Consider the following 24,028-nt stretch of genomic DNA (forward strand, 5'->3'; position numbering starts at 1 on the left):
GCCCTCCTTTGGCGAGGGAGGAGTGTCGTGCAAGTGCAGCACATTGGGCACGGCGTCCGGGGGTGACCGGGTAGCCACTTCGGGGCGTCTTGGGGAGATGACACCCAACGATGACCAACGAAGACTCGAAATCCGGTGCCTTGGGGACGAGCACAGGTTGGCGGCCCAGTCCAGTGCGGCCCAACCATCGCCACCCCCAGAGCGATCCGGGGCTGGTGGCCGAAATCCGTAGGCTGCGCACGCTGCATCCCAACCCAGGCAAAGACCGCCCTACTGGCATGCCTGGCGGTTGATACCATCGATTGCGTCCGCAATGGCATGCGCCGCTACCTCATCACCTTCATCGATCCAGCCAGCGCCTCGGCCGCCCTCCTCTCCAATCCCTCGTCCAACATCATCCCGAGTGTCAAAGGTGGGGGAGGCATACGCTGCTTGACTCAAGGAGCCGTTCCCTGCTTTAATTGGCAGCTCTTTGGCCAGGTAGCTCAGTTGGTAGAGCAGGGGACTGAAAATCCCCGTGTCGGCGGTTCGATTCCGTCCCTGGCCACCAATATATGAAGGTCAACCGTTCTCGGTTGGCCTTTTTTCTTGCGCGCTCCCGCGTGTTCGCGGGGACTCCTGCGGATTCCTGCGGACTTCCTTCCTCCGGTCGTCTCGCCCATCTCGGACCCATTTCGCTCTCTCCGCGCCGTTATTCTCTCCAGCCTCGCTCCCCGACTAAGGGCCGAAGTCCACAGAGGCCGCAACGCGGACCCATACAGATCAATGGGTTACGCGCTGACGAATCAAACGGTTGGATTGCGGCATCGGCAGGCAAAGGAAACCATGTCAGTTGTGTTTTGTCGGTAGTTCTTGACAGCTACCGACGTTTCGCAACATTATGACGACATGGACAGTTCGCACCAGAGCATTCTGGATCTTGCCGCCCAGCGCGGCCTTATTCGCCCACGCGATCTCAATGAGCGTGGGCTGCCCACGGTCGCCCTCACGCGGCTGGTGCGGCAAGGGCTGCTCCAGCGCGTGGGACGGGGCCTGTACGCAATTCCGGACCGGGCCGTCTCGGAACACGGCGCACTCGCCGAGGTGGCACGCAAGCACCCGCAAGCCATCGTCTGTCTGCTGTCGGCACTTCGCCTACATGAACTCACCACACAGTCGCCGTTCGAGGTCTGGCTGGCAATCCCCAACAAGGCACGTGCGCCAAAGATGGACTATCCCCCGCTGCGCATCGTGCGCTTCTCCGGCGCCGCGCTGACGGAGGGGGTCGAGGAGCACCTCATCGATGGTGTGCCTGTGCGCGTGACCAACGTCGCCCGGACGGTGGCCGACTGCTTCAAGTACCGCAACAAGATCGGCCTGGATGTCGCGCTGGAGGCGCTGCGTGAGGCCTGGAAAGCAAAGCGCGTCGGCATGGACGAACTGTGGCAGTTTGCCAAGCTGTGCCGGGTGGCCAACGTCATGCGCCCCTACCTGGAGAGCCTGACGTGAGCAGCCGGAACACCGCCGCCTCGGTCCGTGCACGACTGCTCGCCAAGGCCCGCACCGACAAGCAGGACTTCAACCTCGTCCTCACCCGCTACGCCCTGGAGCGGCTCCTGTATCGCCTGAGTGTTTCCGCTCATGCGGATCACTTCCTGCTCAAGGGCGCCTTGCTGTTCGATCTGTGGTTCGACATCCCGCATCGTCCGACACGCGACGCCGATCTGCTGGGCTTCGGCTCGGCCGAGATCCCGCATGTCGAGGCGGCGTTCCGGGATATCTGTGCGGTGGAACTGGACGACGGCATACGCTTTCAAGCCGACTCGGTACACGCGGAGGAGATCCGCAAGGAAGCCAACTACTCCGGTGTCCGGGTCACGCTGATCGGCCTGTTGGACGGTGCCCGATGCCACGTGCAGGTCGACGTGGGTTTCGGCGACGCCGTGACGCCCGGCCCCGAGACCGTCGACTACCCGGTGATGCTGTCGGAGATGCCAGCCCCGAAGTTGCGTGCCTACCCCCGCTACACGGTTATCGCCGAGAAGCTGGAGGCGCTGGTGTCGCTCGGCATCGCCAACAGCCGCATGAAGGATTACTTCGATCTCTGGATCTTGTCGCGCTACACCGACTTCGACGGCAAGCTTCTGTGCAACGCGATCCACGCCACCTTCGAGCGCCGCAGGACACCGCTGCCGGATGGCGTCCCTTTCGGCCTGAGCGACGAATTCGCACAGGATCGGCAGAAGCAGACCCAGTGGCAGGCATTCTTGAGGAAGAATGCCTTGGTCGAGCTTCAGATCTCCGAGGTCGTTGCCGGTCTGCGTGTATTCCTGTCGCCCCCGCTGGACGCGCTCCAGCAAGGTGCCGCTTTTCCGCAAACATGGTTTGCCGGAACCGGGTGGACGTCGACCAGCGAGGAATCGGGCCGATGACCTGGAATCCTGATCTGCTCTTGGAGGATTTTCGCCGAGTCGCTGGCATGGCTGGCGTCTCGTTGGCGCATGACGCCATCGCGATCGAGCGGCGCCCTGCACCGCATGTGCCGCCCAAGGCACTACCGCCCGGCACTATGGCAGTGTACGTCTTCTCGTTTGGACCTCATGTGCTGAAGGTCGGGAAGGTCGGCCCCAACAGCGCTGCTCGCTACACGGCTCAACACTACAACGCCGGCAGCGCGAAGAGCACTCTGGCAGCCTCGTTGATCAAACACGGCGAGCGCATCGGCGTCGCCGGCTTGAACGAGACGAACGTCCCCGGCTGGATCAGGGAGCACACCGATCGGGTGAACTTCATCCTCGATGCGCCGCTCGGCATCCACGTCCTCAACCTCCTCGAGGCATTTCTGCAGTGCCGCCTCCGGCCTGAGTTCGAGGGATTCGCCAGCCAACGGATCGATCGCGAGGGCGGACAGGCATGAAAGAGGACATCCTCGAACAGATGGTGGACGAGTACCTGCAGCACAAAGGGTACTTCACCAGGCACAACATCAAGTTCCGGCCCGCCGGCGATCACGTGGAGTACGACACCCGCCAGGATGCTGTGCATAGCGACATCGACGTGATCGGCATCCATCCGCGACTCGACGGTGCGCGTCGGGTGATGGTGGTGAGCTGCAAGAGCTGGCAGGGTGGCTTTCGTCCCGAATACTGGGTCGACGCGATCGCCAAGAACAAGGTGGTCTCGGGGCGTGAGGCCTGGCGCGGTTTCCGCGAACTGACCAGGGAGAAGTGGGCCGCAGCGTTCAGGACGATGGTCGCAGAACTGACGGGATCGTCCTCGTTCACCTACATCACGGCCGTCACGAAAGTCGTCGGCAACCGAGCGGCGTGGCAGGACAACGCGACGTTCTGCGAGAATCTCGGCGGCAACCCCATCGAGATACTGACCTTCGGCGACATGCTGAAGGAACTCTTCCCGTCCATCGACACGACTCCGGCATCATCGGAAGTCGGACGGGTTCTGCAGCTGATCAAGGCGTCAGGCTGGTCTCTCGACAAGTAATCCAACCCGAAGGATTCCCGTGCGACGGTAATCAGCGATCGATGATGGCCCGCTGCTCGTCCCACAACAACGGCGTTCCCGACGCCAGATCGAACAGCGTCACCTCTGGCGGCAAAGTCTCGTCGAGGATGGCGGCGACGATATCGGGTGCCAGGGTGGTGAGGTTCACCATCCGGCTCACATAGGCCCGATCCATCCCCTCGCGCTCGGCCACCTCGGATAGCGTGCGCGCCTCGCCGGACTCCACCATCGCCAGCCAGCGGTGGCCGCGGGCGAGCGCGAGCTGGATCGGCGTCGGCGTGTCATCCCACGGGCGTGGTTGCACGGCGCCGCCGTCCGGCAGGGTCACGGCCTTGCGGCTGCCGCGACGCTTGATCCGGATTGGCACGGTGACGGTGAGGCTGCCGTCGCTCGCGGTGATCACGTCTGGCTGACCGGTCTTGTCGATCAGAATTTCATTCATGCCACGGCCTCCTCAAGCGTCTCCGGGGCGGGCTCGGGGCGCAGCTCCAGGGCGAGCACCTCGATGCCGTTGGGCCGGAACCGCACCTCGATGTCGTTCGGCGAGACAATCACCTTGTCGATGAGGAGCCGCACGATGCGCTGCTGCTCGGCCGGAAAGAGCTGATCCCAGATCGCATCCAGCCGGGTCATGGCCACCGCGACCTGGGCCTCGTCCAGGGAGGGATCGAGCCGGGCGGCGCGCTCGGCCACCCCGGCGACCATGTCCGGGGCGCGCAGCACGCGGCGCATCTGCTCCAGCACGGCGGCCTCCAGCTCACCGGCCGGCAGGCGCGGCAATCCGGAGGCACCGGCGTGCTCCTTGTTCTCCCGCGTCGGCAGGTAGTAGCGGTAGATGCGCCCGTTCTTCTTGCGCGTGGACCAGGGCGTGAGCGCCCGGCCATCGATTCCCACGACGATCCCCTTGAGCAGGAACGGCACCCGGGCGCGGGTGTTGTTGCCTCGCACCCGCGAGTTCTGCGCGAGGATCGCCTGGACGGCGTCCCACAGTTTGCGTTCGACGATGGTCGGATGCTCGCCGGCATACCACTGATCGCGGTGGCGGATCTCGCCCAGGTAGACGCGGTTGTTGAGGATCTTGTAGACGAGGCTCTTGTCGATGGGCTTGCCCTCGCGCACCCGCCCGTCTTGGGTAGTCCAGGCCTTGGAGGTCACGCCGTCGAGGCGCAGCTCCTTCACCAGTAGGGTCGAGGAGCCGAGCTCGACGAAGCGCTGGAAGATGTGGCGGACGATCTTGGCCTCGCGCTCGTTGGGCACCAACCGCCGGTTCTCGACGTCGTAGCCGAGCGGCGGCACGCCGCCCATCCACATGCCCTTGCGCTTGCTGGCCGCGATCTTGTCGCGGATGCGCTCACCGGTCACCTCGCGCTCGAACTGGGCGAAGGAGAGCAGGATATTGAGCATCAACCGGCCCATCGAGGTGGTGGTGTTGAACTGCTGGGTGACCGAGACGAAGGAGACCCCGTGGCGCTCGAAGACGTCGATCATGCGCGAGAAGTCGGTCAGCGATCGCGTCAGCCGGTCGATCTTGTAGACCACCACGATGTCGATCCTGCCGGCCTCGATGTCGGCGAGCAGCCGCTTGAGCGCGGGCCGGTCCATGTTGCCGCCCGAGAACGCGGGGTCGTCGTAGTCGTCGGCCACCGGAATCCAGCCCTCGGCGCGCTGGCTGGCGATGTAGGCGTGGCCGGCGTCGCGCTGGGCGTCGATGGAGTTGTACTCCTGGTCGAGCCCCTCGTCGGTGGACTTGCGGGTGTAGACGGCGCAGCGCAGGCGCCGCTTCAGGGCTTCGCTCATCGCCGGCCTCCCTGCTTCTTCGGATGCTTCTGCTTGGCCGGCGCCTTCACGCCGAAGAAGAGCGGCCCGGACCAGCGGGTGCCGGTGATCTCGCGGGCGATCATGGAGAGACTCGGGTAGCGCCTGCCCTCGAACTCGTACTGCCCGTCCTGGGCGACCGACACCCGGTGCTCGATGCCCTGGTATTCGCGAGTCAGCACGGTGCCGGGCATCAGCCGGATGTCGCGGTCGAGCTTGCGCGCCTTGCCGGTCTCCATCAGGGCCTTGATGCGCCGTTTGTTGCGCTCCAAGAGGCTGGGATCGACCTTGCGGAACTCGATCTCTTGCAGCTTGTAGGCGATCCGCCGCTCCATGAACTGGCGATTGGGCGTCGGGTTCTCGCTGCCGAAGAGTTCTCGCCAAAGCGCCCTCATTTCCTCTATCGAGAGATCCGGGAGCCCGGCGATCCGGGCGACGACGCTCGGCGGGGTGGGGGGGACGATGCTTGCCTTCATGGAGCCTCCTCCAAAGTGTTGTTGACGGGGTGGCTATGAAGGCGCTGGTGGCCGGAGAAGCCAAGCTCAAACTCGCTCTCTGCGGGGGCCGCCTGCGGACTGAGCGAACACGGCCTCGCGCAGTCGGACCAGGCCGTGCGCCAGTAAGGACGCGACCTCTTGCCGGCGCTGTTCCGGCGTCATCCGCTCGGGTGGTAGGTGGTTAATCGTGCACATCGGTATCGGTCCTGAACGTCCAACTCGCTTGATGACGAGATTGTCCAGTCAGGCCGTGACCTCGGCCATCAGGGAGTTTCGGGCCGGTGCGGACTGGTGCGGCCTACTGCGAGAAGGCGGTGCCGGCTCACTCCGATAGGTGCCGGGCCAGCATCGTCCTCATGAGCGAGTTTCCGGGCTGCGTGCCGGCTGTCATCTCCCGGATCTGCTCATTGATGCGCTGAGTAGGAACGCCTGCGCCGTGAGCCGCCTGCGTCACCGCCGAGTAGGCATCCAGCACATCAACGCCGGTGATTTCGTACCCATACCCATGAGAGATCCAATGCAGCGCAGCCAATCCAGCCGCAAGTGCGAAGTCAGGATGCTTCTCAGCAAAATCACGGGCGGCGCGAGTCAAGGTGCGAGGATCGGTCGGACTGCGCGTAGCCAGTTCAGCAGCAACGACGAAGAGACCTGCATCCTTGGCTGCGGCAAACCATTTGCCCTCGGCGCGAGGCGTGCTGGCAATCAAGTCGCGCAGGATTTCTTCCGGCTGCTTGTTTGGATACTTCTTGGAAATGGCGCGAAACGTGGCGAGATGAGTCGTGCCTTGATTGGCTTCCAGCGCGTAGCGACGGTAGGCCTCGTCGAGCAAACCGGATGACAACAGGATGGCTTCACAGTCCTGGGCTATTTGCCAGCCCGGGTCATTGAGCCCGCGTGAATCCTCTGCATAGCGGATCGCCTCTGCCTTCTTGCCCATCGCCGATAAGGCTTTCACGCCCCAGCGCCGGTCGTGCCACCACTTGAATGGCGCCTTGTCGATCAACGCCAGCAATTCCTGGTGACGGCCTGCCGCGTACAGGGATGCCAGGCAAGCACTCGTGCCCTTGAAGAATCCGTGGCCGGACGCAGTCCGGCTCCAGACATGCTCGACAAGCGGCAGAAACTCATCGGCCCAGTGTGATGCCAACTCCGGGGTCACGCACAGTTCCCCCCAATAGTCGCCTAGCAGTTCGATGTAGGGCATCTCGTCGTCCTGCAGCGCTTGCCATAACCGTTCGAGCCAACGCTGGCGCAAGGGCGTGTCGACGTCCGCCTTGGCGATGAGAGGTACCAGTGTCTCGATGGCCTTGTTGACGGCGGAACCCAAGGCGCCCGACGAGCTATCGACTTGCTCCAGGGCTGGCGAGAGTTTTTCCAGCAGAGTAATGGCGCCCTCGGCCGCCAACACCGGCTCCTTGCGGGCGACCTGCTTGATCTCCGCGATGGCTTCCTTGATCCGCTGCACCGGCGTGTCGGATCGCCAACCGAACGCGTGTCGGCGGAAACGGGAGGCAAACTGCCACTTGTGGGCACTCATGATCGGCGACCCATTGCCTATCGCACCGGGTACTGGCCATTGCGGATGAAACGATCGTAGGTGTCCTCCTCCGACTCCTCATCGTCGTGATGGGCACCCTGCCACTCGGCTTCCGGCAGCAGGAGCAGGGTCAGGGTGTATTCGTACTGGCCAGCGTCCCTGATCATCTCATTGACCATCATGGTTTCCGGCTCGCGCGGAAACCAATGCCGTGCCGCTGTCGTTTGCTGCTGGCCGATGTCCAAGGCGTTACTGCTGTGCGCCAGCGCATCACGCGGCAGCTCGATGATGTTCCTGCGGGTTGCGAAGTAGGCGCCAGACCTGAGCGCCGCCTTGTTCGACTTGGCCCACAGCATATGGTCGTCGCGGCTGGCGATGAGGACCGCCCGCTTGGGCGCGATCTCGGTCCAGCGCAAAGCTGCCGCAGTCAGCGAGACGCCGTAGCGGTCGGCGCAGTGACCCAGCAGATCGAAGCTGACTGGCTGCCCGTCCACCTGTCGCCGGAAGTCGTCCAGTGGCATCAGCAGGGTCGAGGCGAAAAGATCCGCTTCGGCCTCGATGTCGCACTCGTCGTCATTGCCGGTCTCAATGTCGTCGTCGCCGCACTCGAAGCGGTCTTTCTGGTGACGGTGCAGGATGTAGTGCCCAAACTCATGCGCGATCGTGAAGCGCTTACGGCCTTCTGATCGGGTGGCGCTGTTGTACAGGATCAGCCACTTCGACCGCGTCTTGTTCGCCGCCAGCATGCCGTCGAACCCGTCCAGCGCTTCCCCCCGGACCTTGTCTACGGGCGAATCCGCGAAACACTGGCGCGAGTACTCGATGGCGAGCTCATCGACCTTGACCGGAAATCGATCCGTGCCCAGAACCGCGTTGAGCATGGCCGAGATGCGGTTGGCCTCGGCCATGGGCTTTTTCGCCTCTGTCATTCATCTTCCCACGCGTCGAGGATCTTGCGGATCTTCTTCTTGTCCGGCTCGGACATGTTCTTGTACTTACGGAAGAAGGCCTCATCGAGCACTTCTTCGTCCGGCGTGGTCGCCGACTCGGTGAGCAGGAATTCTGTAGTCACCTCGAGTACGGCAGCGATCTTGCCGATCTTCTCAGCCGAGGGCTTCGGTTCGTCCTTGTTCTCCAGCTCCCAGATGTAGCTCTTGCTGGAGTCGGTCAGTTCGGCCAACTGCTCAAGGCTGAGCTTCTTCTGTTTCCGCAATGAGCGGATCTTGTCCCCCAAGGGCGATGGCACCGGTATCTCCTAATCGTTCTGCGTCAGGCCGAAGATGTTACCACTACGCCGAACGATTTCGTACCTGCTTGACAAACCCGGCATCAGTCCGAGACAATCCGAAACGTTCGGCACACCGAACGTTCGCGTCCTTGGTGGGATGTGGCGGCGCCGGGCATCGTCCGTTTGAAGAAGGAGAAGAAAGGCATGACCGCGTTCAACCCTCGTCACCTCGCCCGTCAGGTTCCGGCCACCACTTGGCAGGCGTATCTGTCCTCCCGTTCCATCGCTATCCCCGAATCTTTCGACTGGAACGCCGAGGAAAAGGCATTTTCCGATGCCCTGATCGCCCTCCTGGAGGAACTCGAACCGGATCAACAGGCCCTGCTGCACGCCGAGCTGCGCCATGTCTACGCCCTTGCGACCCAGAAAGGCATCGATGCAATCCTCAACGCCAGCGACAACGACGTGGCCATTCGGGAGGACTTCGGGCAGCTCCGCAACCACGCCGAGCGGGCCATGTGGGTGTTGGTGAACTGGCCGCAAACCTTCATGACGGCCGAGGCGCTGCTCCAATTCGATCTCGGCGTCGGCAAGCGGTCGTGGAAACGGCAAGCCATCAAGGTGACCGAGCCGGTGTCCCGAGAGGCTGCCGACATCGAGGGATTGCAGGCCGCCTTGTCCGAGGTGCTCTCGAAACGCAAGGGACCGCGGCGCGCCTGCCACGTGGACGTCTGCGACCGTCACCTGGACGGCGGTGTGCAGATCAGCGTCTACGTGGAGGACGATCCCAACGATCTGGTGGAGTTCGTCGAGGAGGGCATGCGCCGCCGGACGACCCGCCCGGCGACCAATCTCGCGCTGGTCTACTTCCCCGCATCCGGCATCGTCGACACCGTCGGCCGGGGCGGCGCCAAGGTCCACCAGCCGCTGGTGACGCTCTTCGCACGCCATCTACTGAAACAGGAGGTCAAGCCCGAGGCAGTGAAGCAGCCGATGTTCTATCTCAACCGGTTGCGGCACGGCTTGGACCTTCCGGAGGACAGCGACATCGACCTCGCCGCCCACGGCATTGATCGCATTCGCCTCCGCCGCGCCCGGCTCAGGAGCACGAGGGCGCCGATCTGCGACTTCTGGGTAGGCGTACCGGCGGATCAGGCCGAACACTGCGTGCTCGCTGCATCGAGCGCCCACCTGAAGGACCACGACCTGTTCCGCGGTCCGTTCAATATCGTCGAGGCCCTCATCAGCATCTACTTCGCCCCTGCCGAGGTGGGCAAGCGCGGTCGCGTACTGAACATCGACATCAAGCAATCGGGGATCTCCAACCTCCAGGACATGGCAGAGGAGGACGCCAAGCTCGCTGAGCGCCTCCTGCGTGCCTGGCGCGTCTCCGAACCGACCGAGGTCGAACTGGCCCTGGTCGCGTAGAAGCCGCCGTGCAAGCGCGCAACGACATCGCCTTCGGCCTGCTCTGCGGGCTCGTCGAGGAATCCGAGGGAAGCCTCCATCCGGATGCCGCCCGGTATTCCGGACAAATGGATGCCTATCGGCATCTCCTCGACCTCGGCGCCCTCGGGGCGGGTGATGGTGTCGGATCGAGCATCCTCTGTCCCTGGTGCGGAATGGGCGATCTAGAGGGGATTCGCTTCGAGCAAGGAGGCCGCCAGGGGTACTGCACGGACTGCGGCTGGGTGGATCTGGCCAGTGATCAAGTGACACGGCTCAGGGTGGACATCACGCGCATCGTCCGGTGGCTCGCCTCGGCCCTGGGCCTTGCGGGACGGTATCAACATGAAGAGATGGTTCCGACAGCGCTGTGGCGCCTGGGCGAGATCGAACATCGACGAAAGCGGCGCACTATCTTCTTCGGTCGGAGGCTGAGCGACCCGGCCTTGACGCCCATCATCGAAGCTCGTTTGCGCACCGCCTGCGCACCCGGCTGCGGCGTCCTGATCACTACCACACCTGACGTCCCTCAAGCGATCCAGGCCGCCGGCCATCTCGTCGTTCCGCTGCGTGCCGTGGCGCATCTCCGCAAGGCCGGCTTCGTCATCGAGAATCTCGACGCATACCTCGACGGCTCCGCCGGGATCGGTGAACGGGATTCGGAAACCTCCCTGCGGCTCATGCACTCCGGCCGCATCGCAGTGATCGACGGAGAGCGGCACGCACTGTCGCCCCAGGTCTACGGCTTTCTTTCGGTACTCGCGCAGGGCGGCGGCGATCCCGTCCATAAACGCACCATCGCCGACGCCTTGGAAATCGATGTCGACAAGTGCAAGGGCGCGGACATCTGCAAGCGGCACAAGGCCGTCTACCGCACCTTCGTCGCCCACGACAACGACGGTCACTATTGGCTGAAACCCGAATTCGTCAACGACCAAAGGAGGTGATGCACCCAACGAAGCGCAATCCTTTCATCCGGCAGTTCAACTTCGATCTCGATGAGGTAAATGACATGAGTGGTAAGAACCAGTGGGTCGTCCGCAACGGCGACAAGTGGGGTGTCCGGGGGGAAGGCAACGACCGCCTGACCTCCGTACACGATACGCAACAGGAAGCCTTCGAGCGCGCACGCGACATCGCGCGCAACCAGGGCAGCGAGGTGCTGATCCAGGGCGAGGACGGGAAGATCCGCGAGCGCAACAGCTACGGCAAAGATCCGTTCCCGCCTCCCGGCTGACCACCCCGCATTTCCACCCCCGATAAGGGCCCGGAGCCAACCACTCCGGGCCTTTTTCTTTTCCGGCTCTGCGAAGAGCCGATTTGCACGATTTGCCCGCCCATCCTGCCCGCTTTGCCCGCCGGTTTGCCCACCCCCTGAAACCCAGAATGACCTCACGTTTCCGCAACAACCCGTAAGGAGCGAATCGTGAGTATCAAACACCTCAACCAACGCCAACTGGCCGACCGTTGGGGCGTCAGCGAAGCCACCTTGGAACGCTGGCGCTCCGAAGGAATCGGGCCGGTCTTTCTCAAGATCCAGGGGCGCGTGCTCTACCGCGTCGAGGACGTCGAGTCCTACGAAGCGGATTGTCTGCGCAAGAGCACCTCCGAGCGCGTCGGCGCGGGAGGTGTGGCATGAGCCGCCTCACCCCAGACCAGGTTCTCGCCACGCCGGCCGGCGAGCTCGCCGCGCTGCAAAGCGATGCGCTGTTCCAGCTCAAGAACGATGCCGCCGATCTGCTCTCGGCCGCCAAGGCCATCGTCGAGCACCTCGAGCGCGCATTGGAGCTGAAGTACGCCGACCGCGCCCAGGCCCTGCGCCTGGCCGCCGGCAAGGACACCGGTGTCGTGCATTTCGACGACGGCCGCGTGCGCGTCACCGCCGACCTCCCCAAGCGGGTCGAGTGGGACCAGAAGCGTCTCGCCGAGATCGTGCGCCGCATCGCCGAGGGCGGCGAGGACCCGGCCGAGTACGTCGAGACCGCCTACCGCATCTCCGAGACCAAGTTCAACGCCTGGCCCGAGTCGCTGAAGAGCGCCTTCGCCCCCGCCCGCACCCTCAAGACCGGCAAGCCCGGATTCCGTCTCGCCCTGCTGGAGGAGTGACCGTCATGTTCAAGAACCGCACTTTGCTCGACAAGCTGAAAAAGCAGCACCCCTATCTGCTGGAGTCCCTGCCGGAACGGATCGAGAGGAATGGCGCCGACGTGGCCATCGAAGATGCCACCCTGGATCAGATCGCCTTCGCCGTCATCGCCCTCGAAAACGAGGTCCGGCCCATCAGCCGCCGCATGAACGCTCTGCGGGAGCTCTACGACCTCGCCCGCAAACACGGCGCACTCGGCGCGCACCGGATCGGAGACGCCTTCGCCGACAAAGGAGGCCGCTCATGAGCCTTCCCATCATCTCCGCCGACCAGCGTCTGGCCGAGAAGCGCGGCGTGAAAGGCGTGCTGGTCGGCAAGAGCGGCATCGGCAAGACCTCTCAGCTCTGGACCCTGGCGCCCGAGGCCACCCTGTTCTTCGATCTCGAGGCGGGCGACCTCGCCGTCGAGGGGTGGGCCGGCGACACCATCCGCCCGCGCACCTGGCAGGAGTGCCGCGACTTCGCGGTGTTCATTGGCGGTCCGAACCCGGCGCTGCGTGAGGACCAGCCTTTTAGCCAGGCCCACTTCGACGCCGTCTGCGCGCGCTTCGGCGACCCGACCGTGCTCGATCGCTACGACACCGTGTTCGTCGACTCGATCACCGTCGCCGGACGTCTGTGCCTGCAGTGGTGCAAGGGCCAGCCGCAGGCCTACTCGGAGAAGACCGGCAAGCCGGATACCCGCGGCGCCTACGGCCTGATGGGCCAGGAGATGATCGCGTGGCTCACCCACCTGCAGCACACCCGCGGCAAGAACGTGTGGTTCGTCGGCATCCTCGACGAGCGTCTCGACGACTTCAATCGCCGCGTCTTCCAGCTGCAAATCGACGGCTCCAAGACCGGGCTCGAGCTGCCCGGCATCGTCGACGAGGTGGTGACGCTGGCCGAGCTCAAAGCCGACGACGGCACGGCCTACCGCGCCTTCGTCTGCCACACGCTCAACCCCTGGGGCTACCCCGCTAAGGACCGCTCCGGCCGCCTCGACCAGATCGAGGAGCCGCACCTCGGCCGGCTGATGGCCAAGATCGCCGGCCCCGCCCGCCCCGCCCTCGAACGCCTCGACTTCGCGCGCCCCGCGCCTTCCGAACCCGTACAGCAATAAGGAGCTACGACCATGAGCTATTTCGATTTCAACGATGCCAACGAGCAGTCCTCGTTCGACCTGATCCCCAAAGGCACGCTGGTGCACGTGCGCATGACCATCCGCCCGGGCGGTTTCGACGATGCGAGCCAGGGCTGGACCGGCGGCTACGCCACCCGCAACGACAACACCGGCTCGGTGTACCTCAATTGCGAATTCGTGGTGATGGAGGGTGAGTACGCCCGCCGCAAGCTGTGGTCACTGATCGGTCTCTACAGCCCCAAGGGTCCCGAGTGGGCCAACATGGGCCGCGCCTTCGTCAAGGCGATCCTGAACTCCGCGCGCGGCGTCCATCCGGGCGACGCCAGCCCCCAGGCCCAGAACGCGCGGCGCATCGCCGGGTTCGCCGACCTCGACGGCATCGAGTTCCTCGGCAAGGTCGATTGGGAGAAGGATCAGAACGGCCAGGACAAGGCCGTCATCAAGCAGGCGATCCAGCCGGATCACAAGGAATACGCCGCGCTGATGGGCAACGCGCGTCCGTCCGCCCCGGCGCCCACCACGCCGAACGCCTATGCCCAAGCCACGGGTCGCGCTCCGGTCACGGGCCGTCCGAGCTGGGCGCAGTAAGGGAGACTGCCGGCATGATGCTTCGTCCCCGTCAGGCCCTGCTGGTGGAGCGCTCGCTCGCGGCGCTGCACCAGCACGGCAACACCCTGGCCATCGGCCCCACCGGTTCGGGCAAAACCATCATGCTGTCGGCGGTCGCCGGCGGCGTGTTGGAGGAGCCCGACGCCAAGTCCTGCATCCTCGCACACCGCGACGAGCTCACCGCCCAGAACCGGGAGAAGTTCGGCCGGGTGAATCCCGGCCTCACCACCTCGGTGTTCGATGCCAAGGAGAAGTCCTGGGCCGGGCGCGCCACCTTCGCGATGGTGCAGACGCTCTCGCGCGATGCGCATCTCGACGCGATGCCCACGCTCGATCTGCTGGTGGTCGACGAGGCGCACCATGCTGCCTCGCCCTCCTACCGGCGCGTGATCGATCGCGTGCTGTCGCGCAACCCACGGGCGCTGATCTTCGGTGCCACGGCCACGCCCGCGCGCAGCGACGGCAAAGGGCTGCGCGAAGTCTTCAGCAACGTGGCCGACCAGATCCACCTGGGCGAGCTCATCGCCTCGGGCCATCTGGTGCCGCCGCACACCTTCGTCATCGACGTCGGCGCGCAGTCTGCGCTCGCCCAGGTGCGCCGCACCGCCACCGACTTCGACATGACCGAGGTGGAGGCGATCCTCAACAGGACGCCGATCACCGACGCGGTGATCCGTCATTGGCGCGAGAAGGCCGGCGACCGCAAGACCATCGTGTTCTGCTCCACCGTGGCCCACGCGCAGTGCGTGGCCGACGCCTTCGTCGCCGCCGGCACCCGCGCCGTACTGATCCACGGCGAGTTGTCGGACGCCGAGCGCAAGGCGCGGCTCGCCGAATACGAGACCGGAGATGCGCAGGTCGTGGTCAACGTGGCGGTGCTCACCGAAGGTTACGACTACACGCCCACCTCCTGCGTGGTGCTGCTGCGACCGAGTTCGCACAAGTCGACGCTCACCCAGATGATCGGGCGGGGGCTGCGCACCGTCGATCCGGCCGAGCATCCCGGCGTGGTCAAGACCGATTGCATCGTCCTCGACTTCGGCACCGCGACCCTCATGCACGGCTCGCTGGAGCAGGAGGCCAACCTGGACGGCCACCAGCACCAGGGGGAGGCGCCCACCAAGGAGTGTCCGTCCTGCGAGGCGACGGTGCCGCTCGGCTGCCGCGAATGCCCACTGTGCGGCTTCGAATGGACCATTGATCCAGCCGAGCAGGCGGAAGCCATGGACGACTTCGTCATGACGGAGATCGACCTGCTCAAGCGCTCCAACTTCCGCTGGTGCGATCTCTTCGGCTGCGACGACGCGTTGATGGCCACCGGCTTCGGTGCTTGGGGCGGGATCTTCTTCCTCAACGGCCGCTGGCACGCGGTCGGCGGCGGCAAGGATCTGCAGCCTCGTCTGCTGGCGGTGGGCGATCGCACGGTCTGCATGGCCAAGGCGGACGACTGGTTGAACGAGAACGAGTCCCTCGACACTGCCCACAAGACCCGCCGCTGGCTCAACGAGCCGCCCACCGAGAAGCAGCTGCGCTACCTGCCGCAGGCCATGCGTTCCGACTTCGGGCTCACCCGCTACCAGGCCTCGGCGCTGCTCGCCTTCCAGTTCAACAAGTCGTCCATCCAGCGCCTCGTACTGGCAGCCAACGACGAACACCGGAGGGCGGCGTGATATGCGCGATCTGCGGACGAGAGGGACGCGGCCTCTGCTGGCTGTCGCCGAGGAATGGCCCGCGTGCGCCGGACGGAAGGCCTCTGTTCAAGCGCTTCTGCTCAATGCGCTGCCAGGACATCCATCTGCGCAGGCTGAAGGCGGGAGGTGGCGTCGTGATTGATCCCACCCACAACGAGAAGGCCGCGATGGAGGCCGTACTGCCCCACCTCGGCGAATACGTCGCCGCTATCGGGATGGACCGGCCGCTGTCGGCCTACAGCCGCAAGGAGGTCCTGCAACTGGTCGACGTGGTGCTCACCGCCTACTTCGACAACCTGCGGGAGATCACGCCCGACGACGTGCCGTTCTGAGGGGGGTGTCCATGCTCGATTACAACCACCGCCCCAAGTTCCACGAGCGCGTCGGCGCCGTCATCGACGAGGCGCTGGCGCGTCAACGTGCCTCACAAACGCCGCGCCGTTATCTCGGCGCGTCACGACTCGGCGTGGCCTGCGAGCGCGCCCTGCAGTACGAGTACGCCCAGGCCGCGGTCGATCCCGGCCGCGAGCTGCCCGGGCGGGTGCTGCGGGTGTTCGAGGTCGGGCATGCCCTGGAGGATCTGGCGATCCGCTGGCTGCGCCTGGCCGGCTTCGAGCTCTACACGCGCAAGGCGGACGGCGGGCAGTTCGGTTTTTCCGTCGCCGGCGGGCGTATCCAGGGGCACGTCGACGGCATCCTCGCCGCCGGCCCCGCCGACATCGAGCTCGACTTCTCCATGCGTTGGCCCGCGCCAAGCCGATCTATGCCGCCCAGCTCGCCGTCTACCAAGCGTACATGGAAGGCACCGTGCCGGGCATCGCGAGCAATCCCGCGCTGTTCACGGCCATCAACAAGGACAGCGAGGAGATCTGGTTCGAGCTCGTGCCGTTCGACGGCGGGCTCGCGCAGCGCATGTCGGACCGGGCCGTGCGGGTCATCACCGCCACCGAGGCCGGCGAGCTGCTGCCCCGGCACGCCACCACGCCGACCCACTTCGAGTGCAAGTCGTGTCCCTGGCAGGACCGCTGCTGGAGACCGGCTTGATGGCAGACGTCATTTGGCTCGATTACAACGACGCCCCCGAACAGCATGGCGAGACGCCCTCCGACACCGAGGCGTTGCGCCGGGGCCTGCTCGACCGCCTGGAGGCCGTGCTGCTCTACCTGTTCCCGCAGGGCCGCATCCGCGGCGGCAGGTTCTACGTCGGCGACGTCGACGGCAACCGGGGCAAGAGCCTGGTGGTCGAGCTCGAGGGCGAGCGGCGCGGTTTGTGGAAGGACTTCGCCTCCGACGAAGGCGGAGACGTCATCGATCTATGGGCGCGCTCGCGCGGCCTTTCCGCGCGGCACGACTTTCCCCGCCTCGCGGACGAGATCCGCCGATGGCTCGGGATCGCGACGCCCACTCGCCCACCCGAACCCCGATCCAAAATCCGCAGCGCGCCAGTCGACGAACTCGGCCCGTACACCGCCAAGTGGGACTACCTTACGGCGGACGGTCGGCTCATCGCCTGCGTCTACCGCTACGACCCGCCCACCGGCAAGGAGTACCGCCCCTGGGACGTGCGCGCCCGCATGTGGCGCGCCCCCGACCCGCGTCCGCTCTACAACCTGCCAGCCGTGGCCGAGGCGCGCGAGGTGGTGCTGGTCGAGGGCGAGAAGGCGGCTTGCGCCCTGATCGGGACGGGCATCACGGCGACCACGGCCATGAACGGCGCGCGGGCGCCGATCGACAAGACCGACTGGACGCCGCTCGCGGGCAAGCACGTGCTGGTCTGGCCGGATCGCGATGCGCCCGGTTGGGACTACGCGGAGAACGCCGCCCGTGCCTGCGTGACGGCGGGCGCGGCGTCGGTCGCCATCCTCGTGCCGCCCATGGACAAACCGGACAAGTGGGACGCGGCCGACGCCGTGGCCGAGGGCTTCGATTGCGCCGCGTTCGTGCATGAGGGCGAGCGCAGGGTCGTGAAGACCGCCGCCCCCGGGCTCCCGACCTTCACCCTGGGCATGCTGCTGGACGACGACTCGCCCCTGCCGGCGGATCTCGTCGCGCCGCGCGTGCTGACCCCGGGCGGGATGCTCGTCTTCGGCGGCGCGCCCAAGGTCGGCAAGAGCGACTTCCTGCTGGCCTGGCTCACGCACATGGCCGCGGGCGCGACCTTCCTCGCCATGACACCGCCGCGCCCGCTGCGGGTGTTCTACCTGCAAGCCGAGGTGCAGTACCACTACCTGCGCGAGCGCGTGAAGGAGATCCGCCTCCCGCCCAGTCGCCTGGGTGCGGCACGCGCCAACTTCGTCGCCACGCCCCAGCTGCGCCTGGTGCTGGACGACGCCGGGATCAATCAGGTCATCCCCGCCATCGCGCAGGCCTTCGGCGGCGAGCCGCCCGACATCATCGCCATCGATCCCATCCGCAATGTCTTCGACGGCGGGGACGCGGGCGGCGAGAACGACAACGCCGCCATGCTGTTCTTCCTGTCACAGCGGGTCGAGCGCCTGCGCGATGCGGTGAACCCGGACGCCGGCGTCGTGCTGACCCACCACACCAAGAAGCTCGGCAAGAAGCAGTTCGAGGAGGACCCGTTCCAGGCCCTGGCCGGGGCCGGGAGTCTGCGCGGCTACTACACCACCGGCATGCTGCTGTTTCGCCCGGACGAGACACGCACCACGCGCCAGCTGATCTTCGAGTTGCGCAACGGCGCGGCCATCCCCTCGATGCACGTGGACAAGATCCGCGGCGAGTGGCGGGAGGTCGATGCCAACGAGCGGCTGGTGATGAAGGACTACGGCGAGCGCCTCGATGCCGAGCGCCGGCGCAAGCGCGACGCCATCCTGCAGATCCTGTTCGACGAGGCGGCCCAGGGGCGCTGCTACACCGCCAACCAGTTCGCGGAAAGCTTCGAGGGCAAGGCGGGGCTCGGCGGCGAGCGCACCATCCGCGAGCGCCTCTCCGCGCTCTCGACCCAGGGCTACATCAAGTACTTCCGCAACGCGCAGGACTACGGCCTGCCGCCCGCCCGCACCAAGTTCGGCTACCTGTGCGTCGAGGCGATGGTGCTGCGCTCGGTCGTCGGCGAGCCCGATCCAGACACCGGCGAAGTGTCGCTGCGCGAACTGCCGGTGCTGCCCACCCACTTCAAATGCCCGCAATCGGGGGCCGCGCTGCCGGTCGAGAACCCCGAGGTGTGGGTTTACCAAGACGACCTGAACGACCCCGAGGAGCCCGCATGAACACGCACAGCCAAGTTGGCAAAACCGCTGCCAACTTCCCCCCGATTTTCAGAGACGTTGGCAAGTTGGCAAACGCCTGCCAACTTGAATCCCATACTGATCAACGCGTTAGGGAGTTGTCGGCAGATTGGCAAGTTGGCAAGGCTGCCAACTTGCCAACTTCCCCAAACCCGCGTGGTTGCTGGGTTTCCGGAGATTTCCAAGTTGGCGAAAACTCCCTCCCCCCTACGGGGGGAGAGGAACACGCGGTGTCCTCTCCCCCGACCCGTCGGGGTCTGCCCGGCATCGACGGTCGGGATCGGGGACCGGGCACGGCCATCCTGAGCCTCGACCTGGGCACCCGGACCGGCTGGGCGCTGCTCGGCCGTGACGGCTCCATCACCAGCGGCTCGGAGTCCTTCAAGCCCCGGCGCTTCGAGGGCGGCGGCATGCGTTATCTGCGCTTCAAGCGCTGGCTCACCGAGGTCAAGCCATCGGCGGACGGGCTGGATGCGGTGTACTTCGAGGAGGTCCGCCGCCACGCCGGAGTGGATGCCGCCCACGCCTACGGCGGCTTCATGGCCCAGCTGACCGCCTGGTGCGAGCACCACGGCATCCCGTACCAGGGCGTTCCGGTGGGCACGATCAAGAAGCACGCCACCGGCAAGGGCAATGCCGGCAAGCAGGAGATGGTGGCCGCCATGCAGGCCTTGGGTTTCCGGCCCGAGGACGACAACGAGGCCGACGCGCTGGCACTGCTGATGTGGGCGATCGCGACGCAGGAGGTGCCGGCATGAATGCACCCAGCCCCAACTATCGTTGCCCCCTCGGGCGCCTGCAACCGACTCGCCCGGACGTCGATGCCATAAAACGCGACGGCTGGCGGGACCAGGGCATCCTGGTGGTCTCGCTCGACGACGAGCGGCTCGACTGGATCGAGCGGGAGCTGGTGAAGCGCATCGGCGAGCGGCTCTACGGTCGCCAGGGAGACGGCCATGTGGAGCGTTGACGACGTCGCCGAGCGCTTCCGGGAGGCCGCCCAGACCGCGCGGCGTCTGCCGCCGGTACGCGTCCAGGGCTACTTCAACACCTGGCCGGCCATCCTGCGCCAGCCGTGGGAGACCTACTCGGGCGACGACGTGCTGTACCGCTTTCCGCCCGACCCGGCCGCCATCGACCGCATGGAGGAGACGATGCGCTGGGTGCTGTGGCTCACCGAGGAGCAGCGCCATCTCGTCTGGATGCGCGCCGAGGAACGCGGGTGGCGGGAGATCTGCCGGCGCTTCGGCTGCGACCGCACTACGGCCTGGCGGCGGTGGCAGAAGGCGCTCGACATCGTCGCCTGCCGTCTGAACGAGCAGACCCGCCGGAACGTGGCCAGCCTTTCATGAGTGAAGTTGCGGGTCGTTTCCAAAGTGATCCAAGCCATGCGGGCGGATGCGGAACGATGCCGGTTTCGAGCCATTTTGGACGTGCAACACTTCACCCGTTTTTGCGCTAGGATTTCGCTAACCTCGCGAGAGAAGCATGTGCGAAGGCCACGGAGCGATCCGTGGCCTTCGTCGTTTCTGCCTTCGCGATCCGACCCGCCGAGCGCGATGGGTCCTTCCTGGCCGAAAAGCCATGCGGGGGGCGCGAGCGCGATGCTTTTCTAGCGTCAGAGTGCAAACCGGGGTTTGCACGGTTTGCGGTTTGCAGGCCCCATCCCTGGGGCCTGCCGCTTCGCGGTCAGCCTGCGGCTGTCCAAATCCGCTCCAGGCGGATTTGTGCACTCCCCGATACACATCACGAGCCCGCCCACGGTTCTCCGTCGGCGGGCTTTCCATTTCGAGGTTCCGATCCTGAACACGCTCAACGTCGAGTACCGCAAGGTCGAGACGCTGATTCCCTACGCCCGCAATCCGCGCACGCACAGCGACGAGCAGGTCGCGCGCATCGCCGCCAGCATCGCCGAGTTCGGCTGGACCAACCCGATCCTGGTCGATGGCGACCATGGTGTGATCGCCGGCCATGGCCGACTGCTGGCCGCACGCAAGCTGGGGCTGACCGAGGTGCCGGTGATCGAGCTCGCGCACCTCACCCCGGCGCAGAAGCGCGCCTATGTGATCGCCGACAACCGGCTCGCGCTCGATGCCGGCTGGGATGAGGCCATGTTGGCGCTGGAGTTCGCGGAGCTGGCCGACGCCGGCTTCGATCTGGACCTGACCGGCTTCTCGGCCTCCGAGATCGAAGGCCTGCTCGATCAGATCGAGGAGACGGAACCGGCAGCCGATGAGGACGAGCGTGCACCGGAAGGCGACGCGGACGAGGACGACGTCACGCCGCCCACGGTTGCGGTCACGCGGCCCGGCGACTTGTGGCTGCTGGGCGAACACCGGCTGCTCTGCGCCGACAGCAGCGACGCTGCCGCCGTCGCGCGCCTCATCAATGGCGAGCGCGCTCACCTGCTCTTCACCAGCCCGCCCTACGCGAACCAGCGCGACTACACCACCGGCGGAATCGTTGACTGGAACGCGCTCATGCAGGGCGTGTTCGGCACCGCCCGCGGCGCGTTGCGCGAGGACGCGCAAATCCTGGTCAACCTCGGCCTCGTCCATCGCGACGGTGAGTGGCAGCCGTACTGGGACGGCTGGATCGAATGGATGCGGGGCCAGGGCTGGCGCCGCTTCGGCTGGTACGTCTGGGATCAGTCGGTGACCGTGCCCGGCGACTGGGCCGGGCGCCTCGCGCCCCGGCACGAGTTCGTCTTTCATTTCAACCGCCAGGCGCGCAAGCCGAACAAGATCGTGCCCTGCAAGTGGGCAGGCCACGAGACACACCTGCGCGCCGACGGCTCCTCCACCGCGATGCGCGCCAAGGACGGTAAGGTCGGCGAATGGAACCACGCCGGACAGCCCACGCAGGAGTTCCGCATCCCGGATTCCGTCGTCGAGGTGACGCGCCAGCGCGGCCGCATAGGTGAGGGAATCGACCATCCGGCGGTGTTCCCGCTGGGCCTACCGAAGTTCTTCATCGAGGCCTACACCGACGCGGGCGAGATCGTCTTCGAGCCGTTCTCCGGCGGCGGCACCACGCTGCTGGCCGGGCAACTCACCGACCGCAAAGTGCGCGCCATCGAGCTCGCGCCCGAGTACGTCGACGTCGCGCTGCGCCGCTGGCTGCAGCACCACCCGGGCATGGAGCCGGTGCTCGCGACCACCGGCCAGCCCTTCGCCGAGGTTACTGCCGAGCGCTTGGGCGAGACGGCGGAGGCGGCCGCATGAACTGGCTCGCCGAGCGCATCGAGCACTGGCCGATGGACAAGCTACTGCCCTACGCGCGGAACGCCCGCCAGCACTCGGACGAGCAGATCGCCCAGATCGCGGCATCCATCGCGGAGTTCGGCTTCGTCAATCCCTGCCTGGTCGGCGCCGACGGTGTGCTGGTCGCGGGCCATGGGCGGCTCGCCGCCGCGCGCAAGCTGGGCCTGTCAACCGTGCCGGTGGTGGTGCTCGATCACCTGACGCCCACCCAACGACGGGCACTGGTGCTCGCGGACAACCGCCTCGCGGAGCTCTCGACTTGGGACAACGACCTGCTGCGCATCGAACTGGAGGCGCTGCAGGACGATGGCTTCGATCTCGACCTGACCGGTTTCGATGCCGATGCGCTGGCCGACCTACTCGCCGGTGAGGAGCCCGAGCACGAAGGCCAGACCGAGGATGACGCCGTCCCGGAGATGCCGGAAGAGCCGGTGTCCAAGCCGGGCGACGTCTGGCGGCTGGGGCCGCACCGCCTGGTCTGCGGCGATGCGACCACGGCCGAGACATACGTGAAGCTGTTCCCGCACGGCGAGCGGGCGGACATGGTCTTCACCGATCCGCCGTACAACGTGAACTACGCCAACAGCGCCAAGGACAAGCTGCGGGGCAAGTACCGTCCCATTCTCAACGACGCGCTCGGCGCAGGCTTTCACGACTTTCTCTACGACGCGCTGTCGCTGCTCGTTGCCCACACGCGCGGCGCGATCTACGTCGCCATGTCGTCGAGCGAGCTCGACAACCTGCAGGCGGCGTTCCGCTCTGCCGGCGGCCACTGGTCCACGTTCATCATCTGGGCGAAGAACACCTTCACGCTGGGCCGCGCCGACTACCAGCGCCAGTACGAGCCGATCCTCTACGGTTGGCCCGAGGGCGCGGAGCGCCACTGGTGCGGCGACCGCGACCAGGGCGACGTCTGGCAGATCAAGAAGCCGCAGAAGAACGACCTGCACCCGACCATGAAGCCGGTGGAGTTGGTCGAACGGGCGATCCGCAATTCGAGTCGTCCCGGCGATGTGGTACTTGACCCCTTCGGCGGTTCAGGCACCACCCTGATCGCCGCCGAGAAGTCGGGGCGCGTGGCGCGCCTGATCGAACTCGACCCGAAGTATGCGGACGTGATCGTGCGGCGCTGGCAGGACTGGACGGGCAAGCAGACCACCCGCGAATCGGATGGCCTGGCGTTCGATCAGGCGGCGACTTCCTCCTCGACGATCTCGCAGTGAATCACGAACCCGGTCAGATAAGGCAGCCCGCGCGGGATGCCGTAGTCCTTACTGGTGCGGCGTCCGATGGTCCATTCCATCCACTGCCGGGTGGCGGCGCGGATCGCGTCGTGGAGGGCATGGCCCGCATGCATGCGGTTGAGGACTTCGTCCGCGAAGTGGCGTCCGTGGCGGCTGTCGAGGAAGGCCCGCACCGCTTCGAAGGGCTGTCCCGTGGCGTCGGAGATGGCGTTCATCGCGATGGGCCAGGCGGCTTGCGCGTGCGCGTCCATCGTGCCCCAGAAGCCCCAGTCTTCGTTGCGGGTGACGGGGATCGTTTTGGCGGTGGTCATCGTTGTTTCCTTCGTTGATCGTTGCGACACACGTATGAACGCGCTGTTCGATCGGGAAGCCAAGCTCAATCTCAATCCTCTCGCATCGCCTGCTGGCGACCGGTTACGGCGGCCAGCTTGGCGCGGGCCGACGCGCTTTCCCAGTGGCAGGGTCCGTTGCCGTGCGCAGCCTCTTCGCTCCAGCGGGCCAGGATTTCGTCATCGCTCCAGCCCTTGGCGGTGAGGTAGGCGTAGTCGTCGGCGTCGTAGTTGCTGTGGGTGAGGATGGCGCGAGTGGGTTTCATGCTGTGCTCCTTAGCGTGGATGGTTGCGACACCCGTATGAACGCGCTGCCGGCGCGGGAAGCCAAGCGTTTTCTGCTTGGCTTCCC

30 protein-coding genes and 1 tRNA gene are annotated in these 24,028 nt (G+C 65.8%); 22 read left to right on the top strand and 9 right to left on the bottom strand.

Annotated elements, in window-relative coordinates; all coding sequences use genetic code 11:
- The first annotated feature begins 474 nt into the window (after positions 1-474).
- From H156_RS0107780 to H156_RS0107800, 5 genes are all read left to right on the top strand, one after another.
- Positions 475-550 (top strand) — tRNA-Phe (locus H156_RS0107780).
- A gap of 338 nt (positions 551-888) precedes the next feature.
- Positions 889-1,488 carry a type IV toxin-antitoxin system AbiEi family antitoxin domain-containing protein gene (locus H156_RS0107785; RefSeq protein ID WP_026045817.1) on the top strand — a complete coding sequence of 200 codons (600 nt, stop codon included), beginning with the start codon at positions 889-891 and terminating at the stop codon, positions 1,486-1,488.
- Complete coding sequence (locus H156_RS0107790; RefSeq protein ID WP_017364394.1) at positions 1,485-2,411, top strand: nucleotidyl transferase AbiEii/AbiGii toxin family protein; 927 nt, start codon at positions 1,485-1,487, stop codon at positions 2,409-2,411. The genes H156_RS0107785 and H156_RS0107790 overlap by 4 nt, the downstream gene beginning before the upstream one ends.
- Positions 2,408-2,896, top strand: a complete 489-nt coding sequence (locus H156_RS0107795; protein WP_017364393.1) for a hypothetical protein — start codon at positions 2,408-2,410, stop codon at positions 2,894-2,896. Before H156_RS0107790 ends, H156_RS0107795 begins: the two co-directional genes overlap by 4 nt.
- The gene (locus H156_RS0107800; RefSeq protein ID WP_017364392.1) at positions 2,893-3,480 is read left to right on the top strand and encodes an NERD domain-containing protein; all 588 of its coding nucleotides are present in this window, start codon (positions 2,893-2,895) and stop codon (positions 3,478-3,480) included. Before H156_RS0107795 ends, H156_RS0107800 begins: the two co-directional genes overlap by 4 nt.
- Before the next feature lie 31 nt (positions 3,481-3,511).
- Here H156_RS0107800 and H156_RS0107805 read toward each other — a convergent pair whose 3' ends face one another.
- The 6 genes from H156_RS0107805 to H156_RS0107830 all read right to left on the bottom strand — a co-directional run bounded on the left by H156_RS0107805 (position 3,512) and on the right by H156_RS0107830 (position 8,596).
- Positions 3,512-3,943, bottom strand: a complete 432-nt coding sequence (locus tag H156_RS0107805) for a hypothetical protein (RefSeq protein ID WP_017364391.1) — start codon at positions 3,941-3,943, stop codon at positions 3,512-3,514.
- On the bottom strand, positions 3,940-5,298 hold the full coding sequence (locus H156_RS0107810; RefSeq protein ID WP_026597596.1) for a recombinase family protein: 1,359 nt from the start codon (positions 5,296-5,298) through the stop codon (positions 3,940-3,942). The genes H156_RS0107805 and H156_RS0107810 overlap by 4 nt, the downstream gene beginning before the upstream one ends.
- Positions 5,295-5,792, bottom strand: coding sequence for a DUF2924 domain-containing protein (locus H156_RS0107815; RefSeq protein WP_026597597.1), 498 nt, complete (start codon positions 5,790-5,792; stop codon positions 5,295-5,297). Before H156_RS0107815 ends, H156_RS0107810 begins: the two co-directional genes overlap by 4 nt.
- A gap of 343 nt (positions 5,793-6,135) precedes the next feature.
- Positions 6,136-7,350 carry a hypothetical protein gene (locus tag H156_RS0107820; protein ID WP_017364508.1) on the bottom strand — a complete coding sequence of 405 codons (1,215 nt, stop codon included), beginning with the start codon at positions 7,348-7,350 and terminating at the stop codon, positions 6,136-6,138.
- Between the two features lie 17 nt (positions 7,351-7,367).
- Positions 7,368-8,279 carry an ImmA/IrrE family metallo-endopeptidase gene (locus tag H156_RS0107825; RefSeq protein ID WP_026045838.1) on the bottom strand — a complete coding sequence of 304 codons (912 nt, stop codon included), beginning with the start codon at positions 8,277-8,279 and terminating at the stop codon, positions 7,368-7,370.
- Positions 8,276-8,596 (bottom strand): helix-turn-helix domain-containing protein, encoded by a 321-nt coding sequence (locus H156_RS0107830; protein WP_026045837.1) that lies wholly within the window; start codon positions 8,594-8,596, stop codon positions 8,276-8,278. Before H156_RS0107830 ends, H156_RS0107825 begins: the two co-directional genes overlap by 4 nt.
- A gap of 186 nt (positions 8,597-8,782) precedes the next feature.
- On the opposite strand from H156_RS0107830, the gene H156_RS0107835 reads away from it, so the two are divergent.
- The 10 genes from H156_RS0107835 to H156_RS15920 all read left to right on the top strand — a co-directional run bounded on the left by H156_RS0107835 (position 8,783) and on the right by H156_RS15920 (position 15,924).
- The gene (locus H156_RS0107835; RefSeq protein WP_154656693.1) at positions 8,783-10,006 is read left to right on the top strand and encodes a hypothetical protein; all 1,224 of its coding nucleotides are present in this window, start codon (positions 8,783-8,785) and stop codon (positions 10,004-10,006) included.
- An 8-nt stretch (positions 10,007-10,014) separates the two neighbouring features.
- A complete protein-coding gene (locus tag H156_RS0107840; protein ID WP_017364504.1) occupies positions 10,015-10,971 on the top strand; it encodes a hypothetical protein in 957 nt (318 codons plus the stop codon).
- A 65-nt stretch (positions 10,972-11,036) separates the two neighbouring features.
- Positions 11,037-11,261, top strand: a complete 225-nt coding sequence (locus H156_RS0107845; protein WP_026045836.1) for a DUF2188 domain-containing protein — start codon at positions 11,037-11,039, stop codon at positions 11,259-11,261.
- 189 nt (positions 11,262-11,450) lie between these two features.
- On the top strand, positions 11,451-11,663 hold the full coding sequence (locus H156_RS0107850; RefSeq protein ID WP_017364502.1) for a helix-turn-helix transcriptional regulator: 213 nt from the start codon (positions 11,451-11,453) through the stop codon (positions 11,661-11,663).
- Positions 11,660-12,130 carry a hypothetical protein gene (locus tag H156_RS0107855; protein ID WP_017364501.1) on the top strand — a complete coding sequence of 157 codons (471 nt, stop codon included), beginning with the start codon at positions 11,660-11,662 and terminating at the stop codon, positions 12,128-12,130. Before H156_RS0107850 ends, H156_RS0107855 begins: the two co-directional genes overlap by 4 nt.
- A gap of 5 nt (positions 12,131-12,135) precedes the next feature.
- Complete coding sequence (locus tag H156_RS0107860) at positions 12,136-12,417, top strand: hypothetical protein (protein WP_026045835.1); 282 nt, start codon at positions 12,136-12,138, stop codon at positions 12,415-12,417.
- Positions 12,414-13,271 (top strand): ATP-binding protein, encoded by an 858-nt coding sequence (locus H156_RS0107865; RefSeq protein WP_017364499.1) that lies wholly within the window; start codon positions 12,414-12,416, stop codon positions 13,269-13,271. The genes H156_RS0107860 and H156_RS0107865 overlap by 4 nt, the downstream gene beginning before the upstream one ends.
- Before the next feature lie 12 nt (positions 13,272-13,283).
- Positions 13,284-13,880, top strand: coding sequence for a hypothetical protein (locus H156_RS0107870; RefSeq protein WP_017364498.1), 597 nt, complete (start codon positions 13,284-13,286; stop codon positions 13,878-13,880).
- A 14-nt stretch (positions 13,881-13,894) separates the two neighbouring features.
- Positions 13,895-15,571, top strand: a complete 1,677-nt coding sequence (locus tag H156_RS0107875) for a DEAD/DEAH box helicase (protein ID WP_017364497.1) — start codon at positions 13,895-13,897, stop codon at positions 15,569-15,571.
- A gap of 155 nt (positions 15,572-15,726) precedes the next feature.
- Positions 15,727-15,924 carry a DUF6511 domain-containing protein gene (locus tag H156_RS15920; RefSeq protein ID WP_154656694.1) on the top strand — a complete coding sequence of 66 codons (198 nt, stop codon included), beginning with the start codon at positions 15,727-15,729 and terminating at the stop codon, positions 15,922-15,924.
- Positions 15,925-16,046: 122 nt separating this feature from the next.
- On the opposite strand, the gene H156_RS17330 is transcribed toward H156_RS15920, so the two are convergent.
- Positions 16,047-16,277, bottom strand: a complete 231-nt coding sequence (locus tag H156_RS17330; RefSeq protein ID WP_017364495.1) for a hypothetical protein — start codon at positions 16,275-16,277, stop codon at positions 16,047-16,049.
- A 56-nt stretch (positions 16,278-16,333) separates the two neighbouring features.
- Between H156_RS17330 and H156_RS17335 the strand changes: the two genes are divergently transcribed.
- The 7 genes from H156_RS17335 (at position 16,334) to H156_RS0107915 (ending at position 23,326) form a co-directional block, all read left to right on the top strand.
- Positions 16,334-16,636, top strand: coding sequence for a hypothetical protein (locus tag H156_RS17335; RefSeq protein ID WP_017364494.1), 303 nt, complete (start codon positions 16,334-16,336; stop codon positions 16,634-16,636).
- The gene (locus tag H156_RS0107890) at positions 16,636-18,822 is read left to right on the top strand and encodes an AAA family ATPase (RefSeq protein WP_017364493.1); all 2,187 of its coding nucleotides are present in this window, start codon (positions 16,636-16,638) and stop codon (positions 18,820-18,822) included. Before H156_RS17335 ends, H156_RS0107890 begins: the two co-directional genes overlap by 1 nt.
- A gap of 248 nt (positions 18,823-19,070) precedes the next feature.
- The gene (locus tag H156_RS0107895) at positions 19,071-19,598 is read left to right on the top strand and encodes a crossover junction endodeoxyribonuclease RuvC (protein WP_017364492.1); all 528 of its coding nucleotides are present in this window, start codon (positions 19,071-19,073) and stop codon (positions 19,596-19,598) included.
- Positions 19,595-19,810 (top strand): hypothetical protein, encoded by a 216-nt coding sequence (locus H156_RS0107900; protein ID WP_017364491.1) that lies wholly within the window; start codon positions 19,595-19,597, stop codon positions 19,808-19,810. The genes H156_RS0107895 and H156_RS0107900 overlap by 4 nt, the downstream gene beginning before the upstream one ends.
- A complete protein-coding gene (locus H156_RS0107905; RefSeq protein ID WP_017364490.1) occupies positions 19,797-20,192 on the top strand; it encodes a DUF6362 family protein in 396 nt (131 codons plus the stop codon). The genes H156_RS0107900 and H156_RS0107905 overlap by 14 nt, the downstream gene beginning before the upstream one ends.
- A 375-nt stretch (positions 20,193-20,567) precedes the next feature.
- The gene (locus H156_RS0107910) at positions 20,568-22,064 is read left to right on the top strand and encodes a site-specific DNA-methyltransferase (RefSeq protein ID WP_017364489.1); all 1,497 of its coding nucleotides are present in this window, start codon (positions 20,568-20,570) and stop codon (positions 22,062-22,064) included.
- Entirely contained in the window at positions 22,061-23,326 is a 1,266-nt protein-coding gene (locus H156_RS0107915) for a site-specific DNA-methyltransferase (RefSeq protein ID WP_017364488.1), read from the top strand. Before H156_RS0107910 ends, H156_RS0107915 begins: the two co-directional genes overlap by 4 nt.
- Here the strand turns inward: H156_RS0107915 and H156_RS0107920 are convergent.
- Both H156_RS0107920 and H156_RS0107925 read right to left on the bottom strand, forming a co-directional pair.
- Positions 23,290-23,658, bottom strand: a complete 369-nt coding sequence (locus tag H156_RS0107920; RefSeq protein WP_017364487.1) for a hypothetical protein — start codon at positions 23,656-23,658, stop codon at positions 23,290-23,292. The genes H156_RS0107915 and H156_RS0107920 overlap by 37 nt on opposite strands.
- 71 nt (positions 23,659-23,729) lie before the next feature.
- Positions 23,730-23,942, bottom strand: coding sequence for a hypothetical protein (locus tag H156_RS0107925; RefSeq protein ID WP_026045831.1), 213 nt, complete (start codon positions 23,940-23,942; stop codon positions 23,730-23,732).
- Positions 23,943-24,028 lie beyond the last annotated feature (86 nt).

This window comes from Methylococcus capsulatus str. Texas = ATCC 19069, from assembly GCF_000424685.1.
Lineage (GTDB): Bacteria > Pseudomonadota > Gammaproteobacteria > Methylococcales > Methylococcaceae > Methylococcus > Methylococcus capsulatus.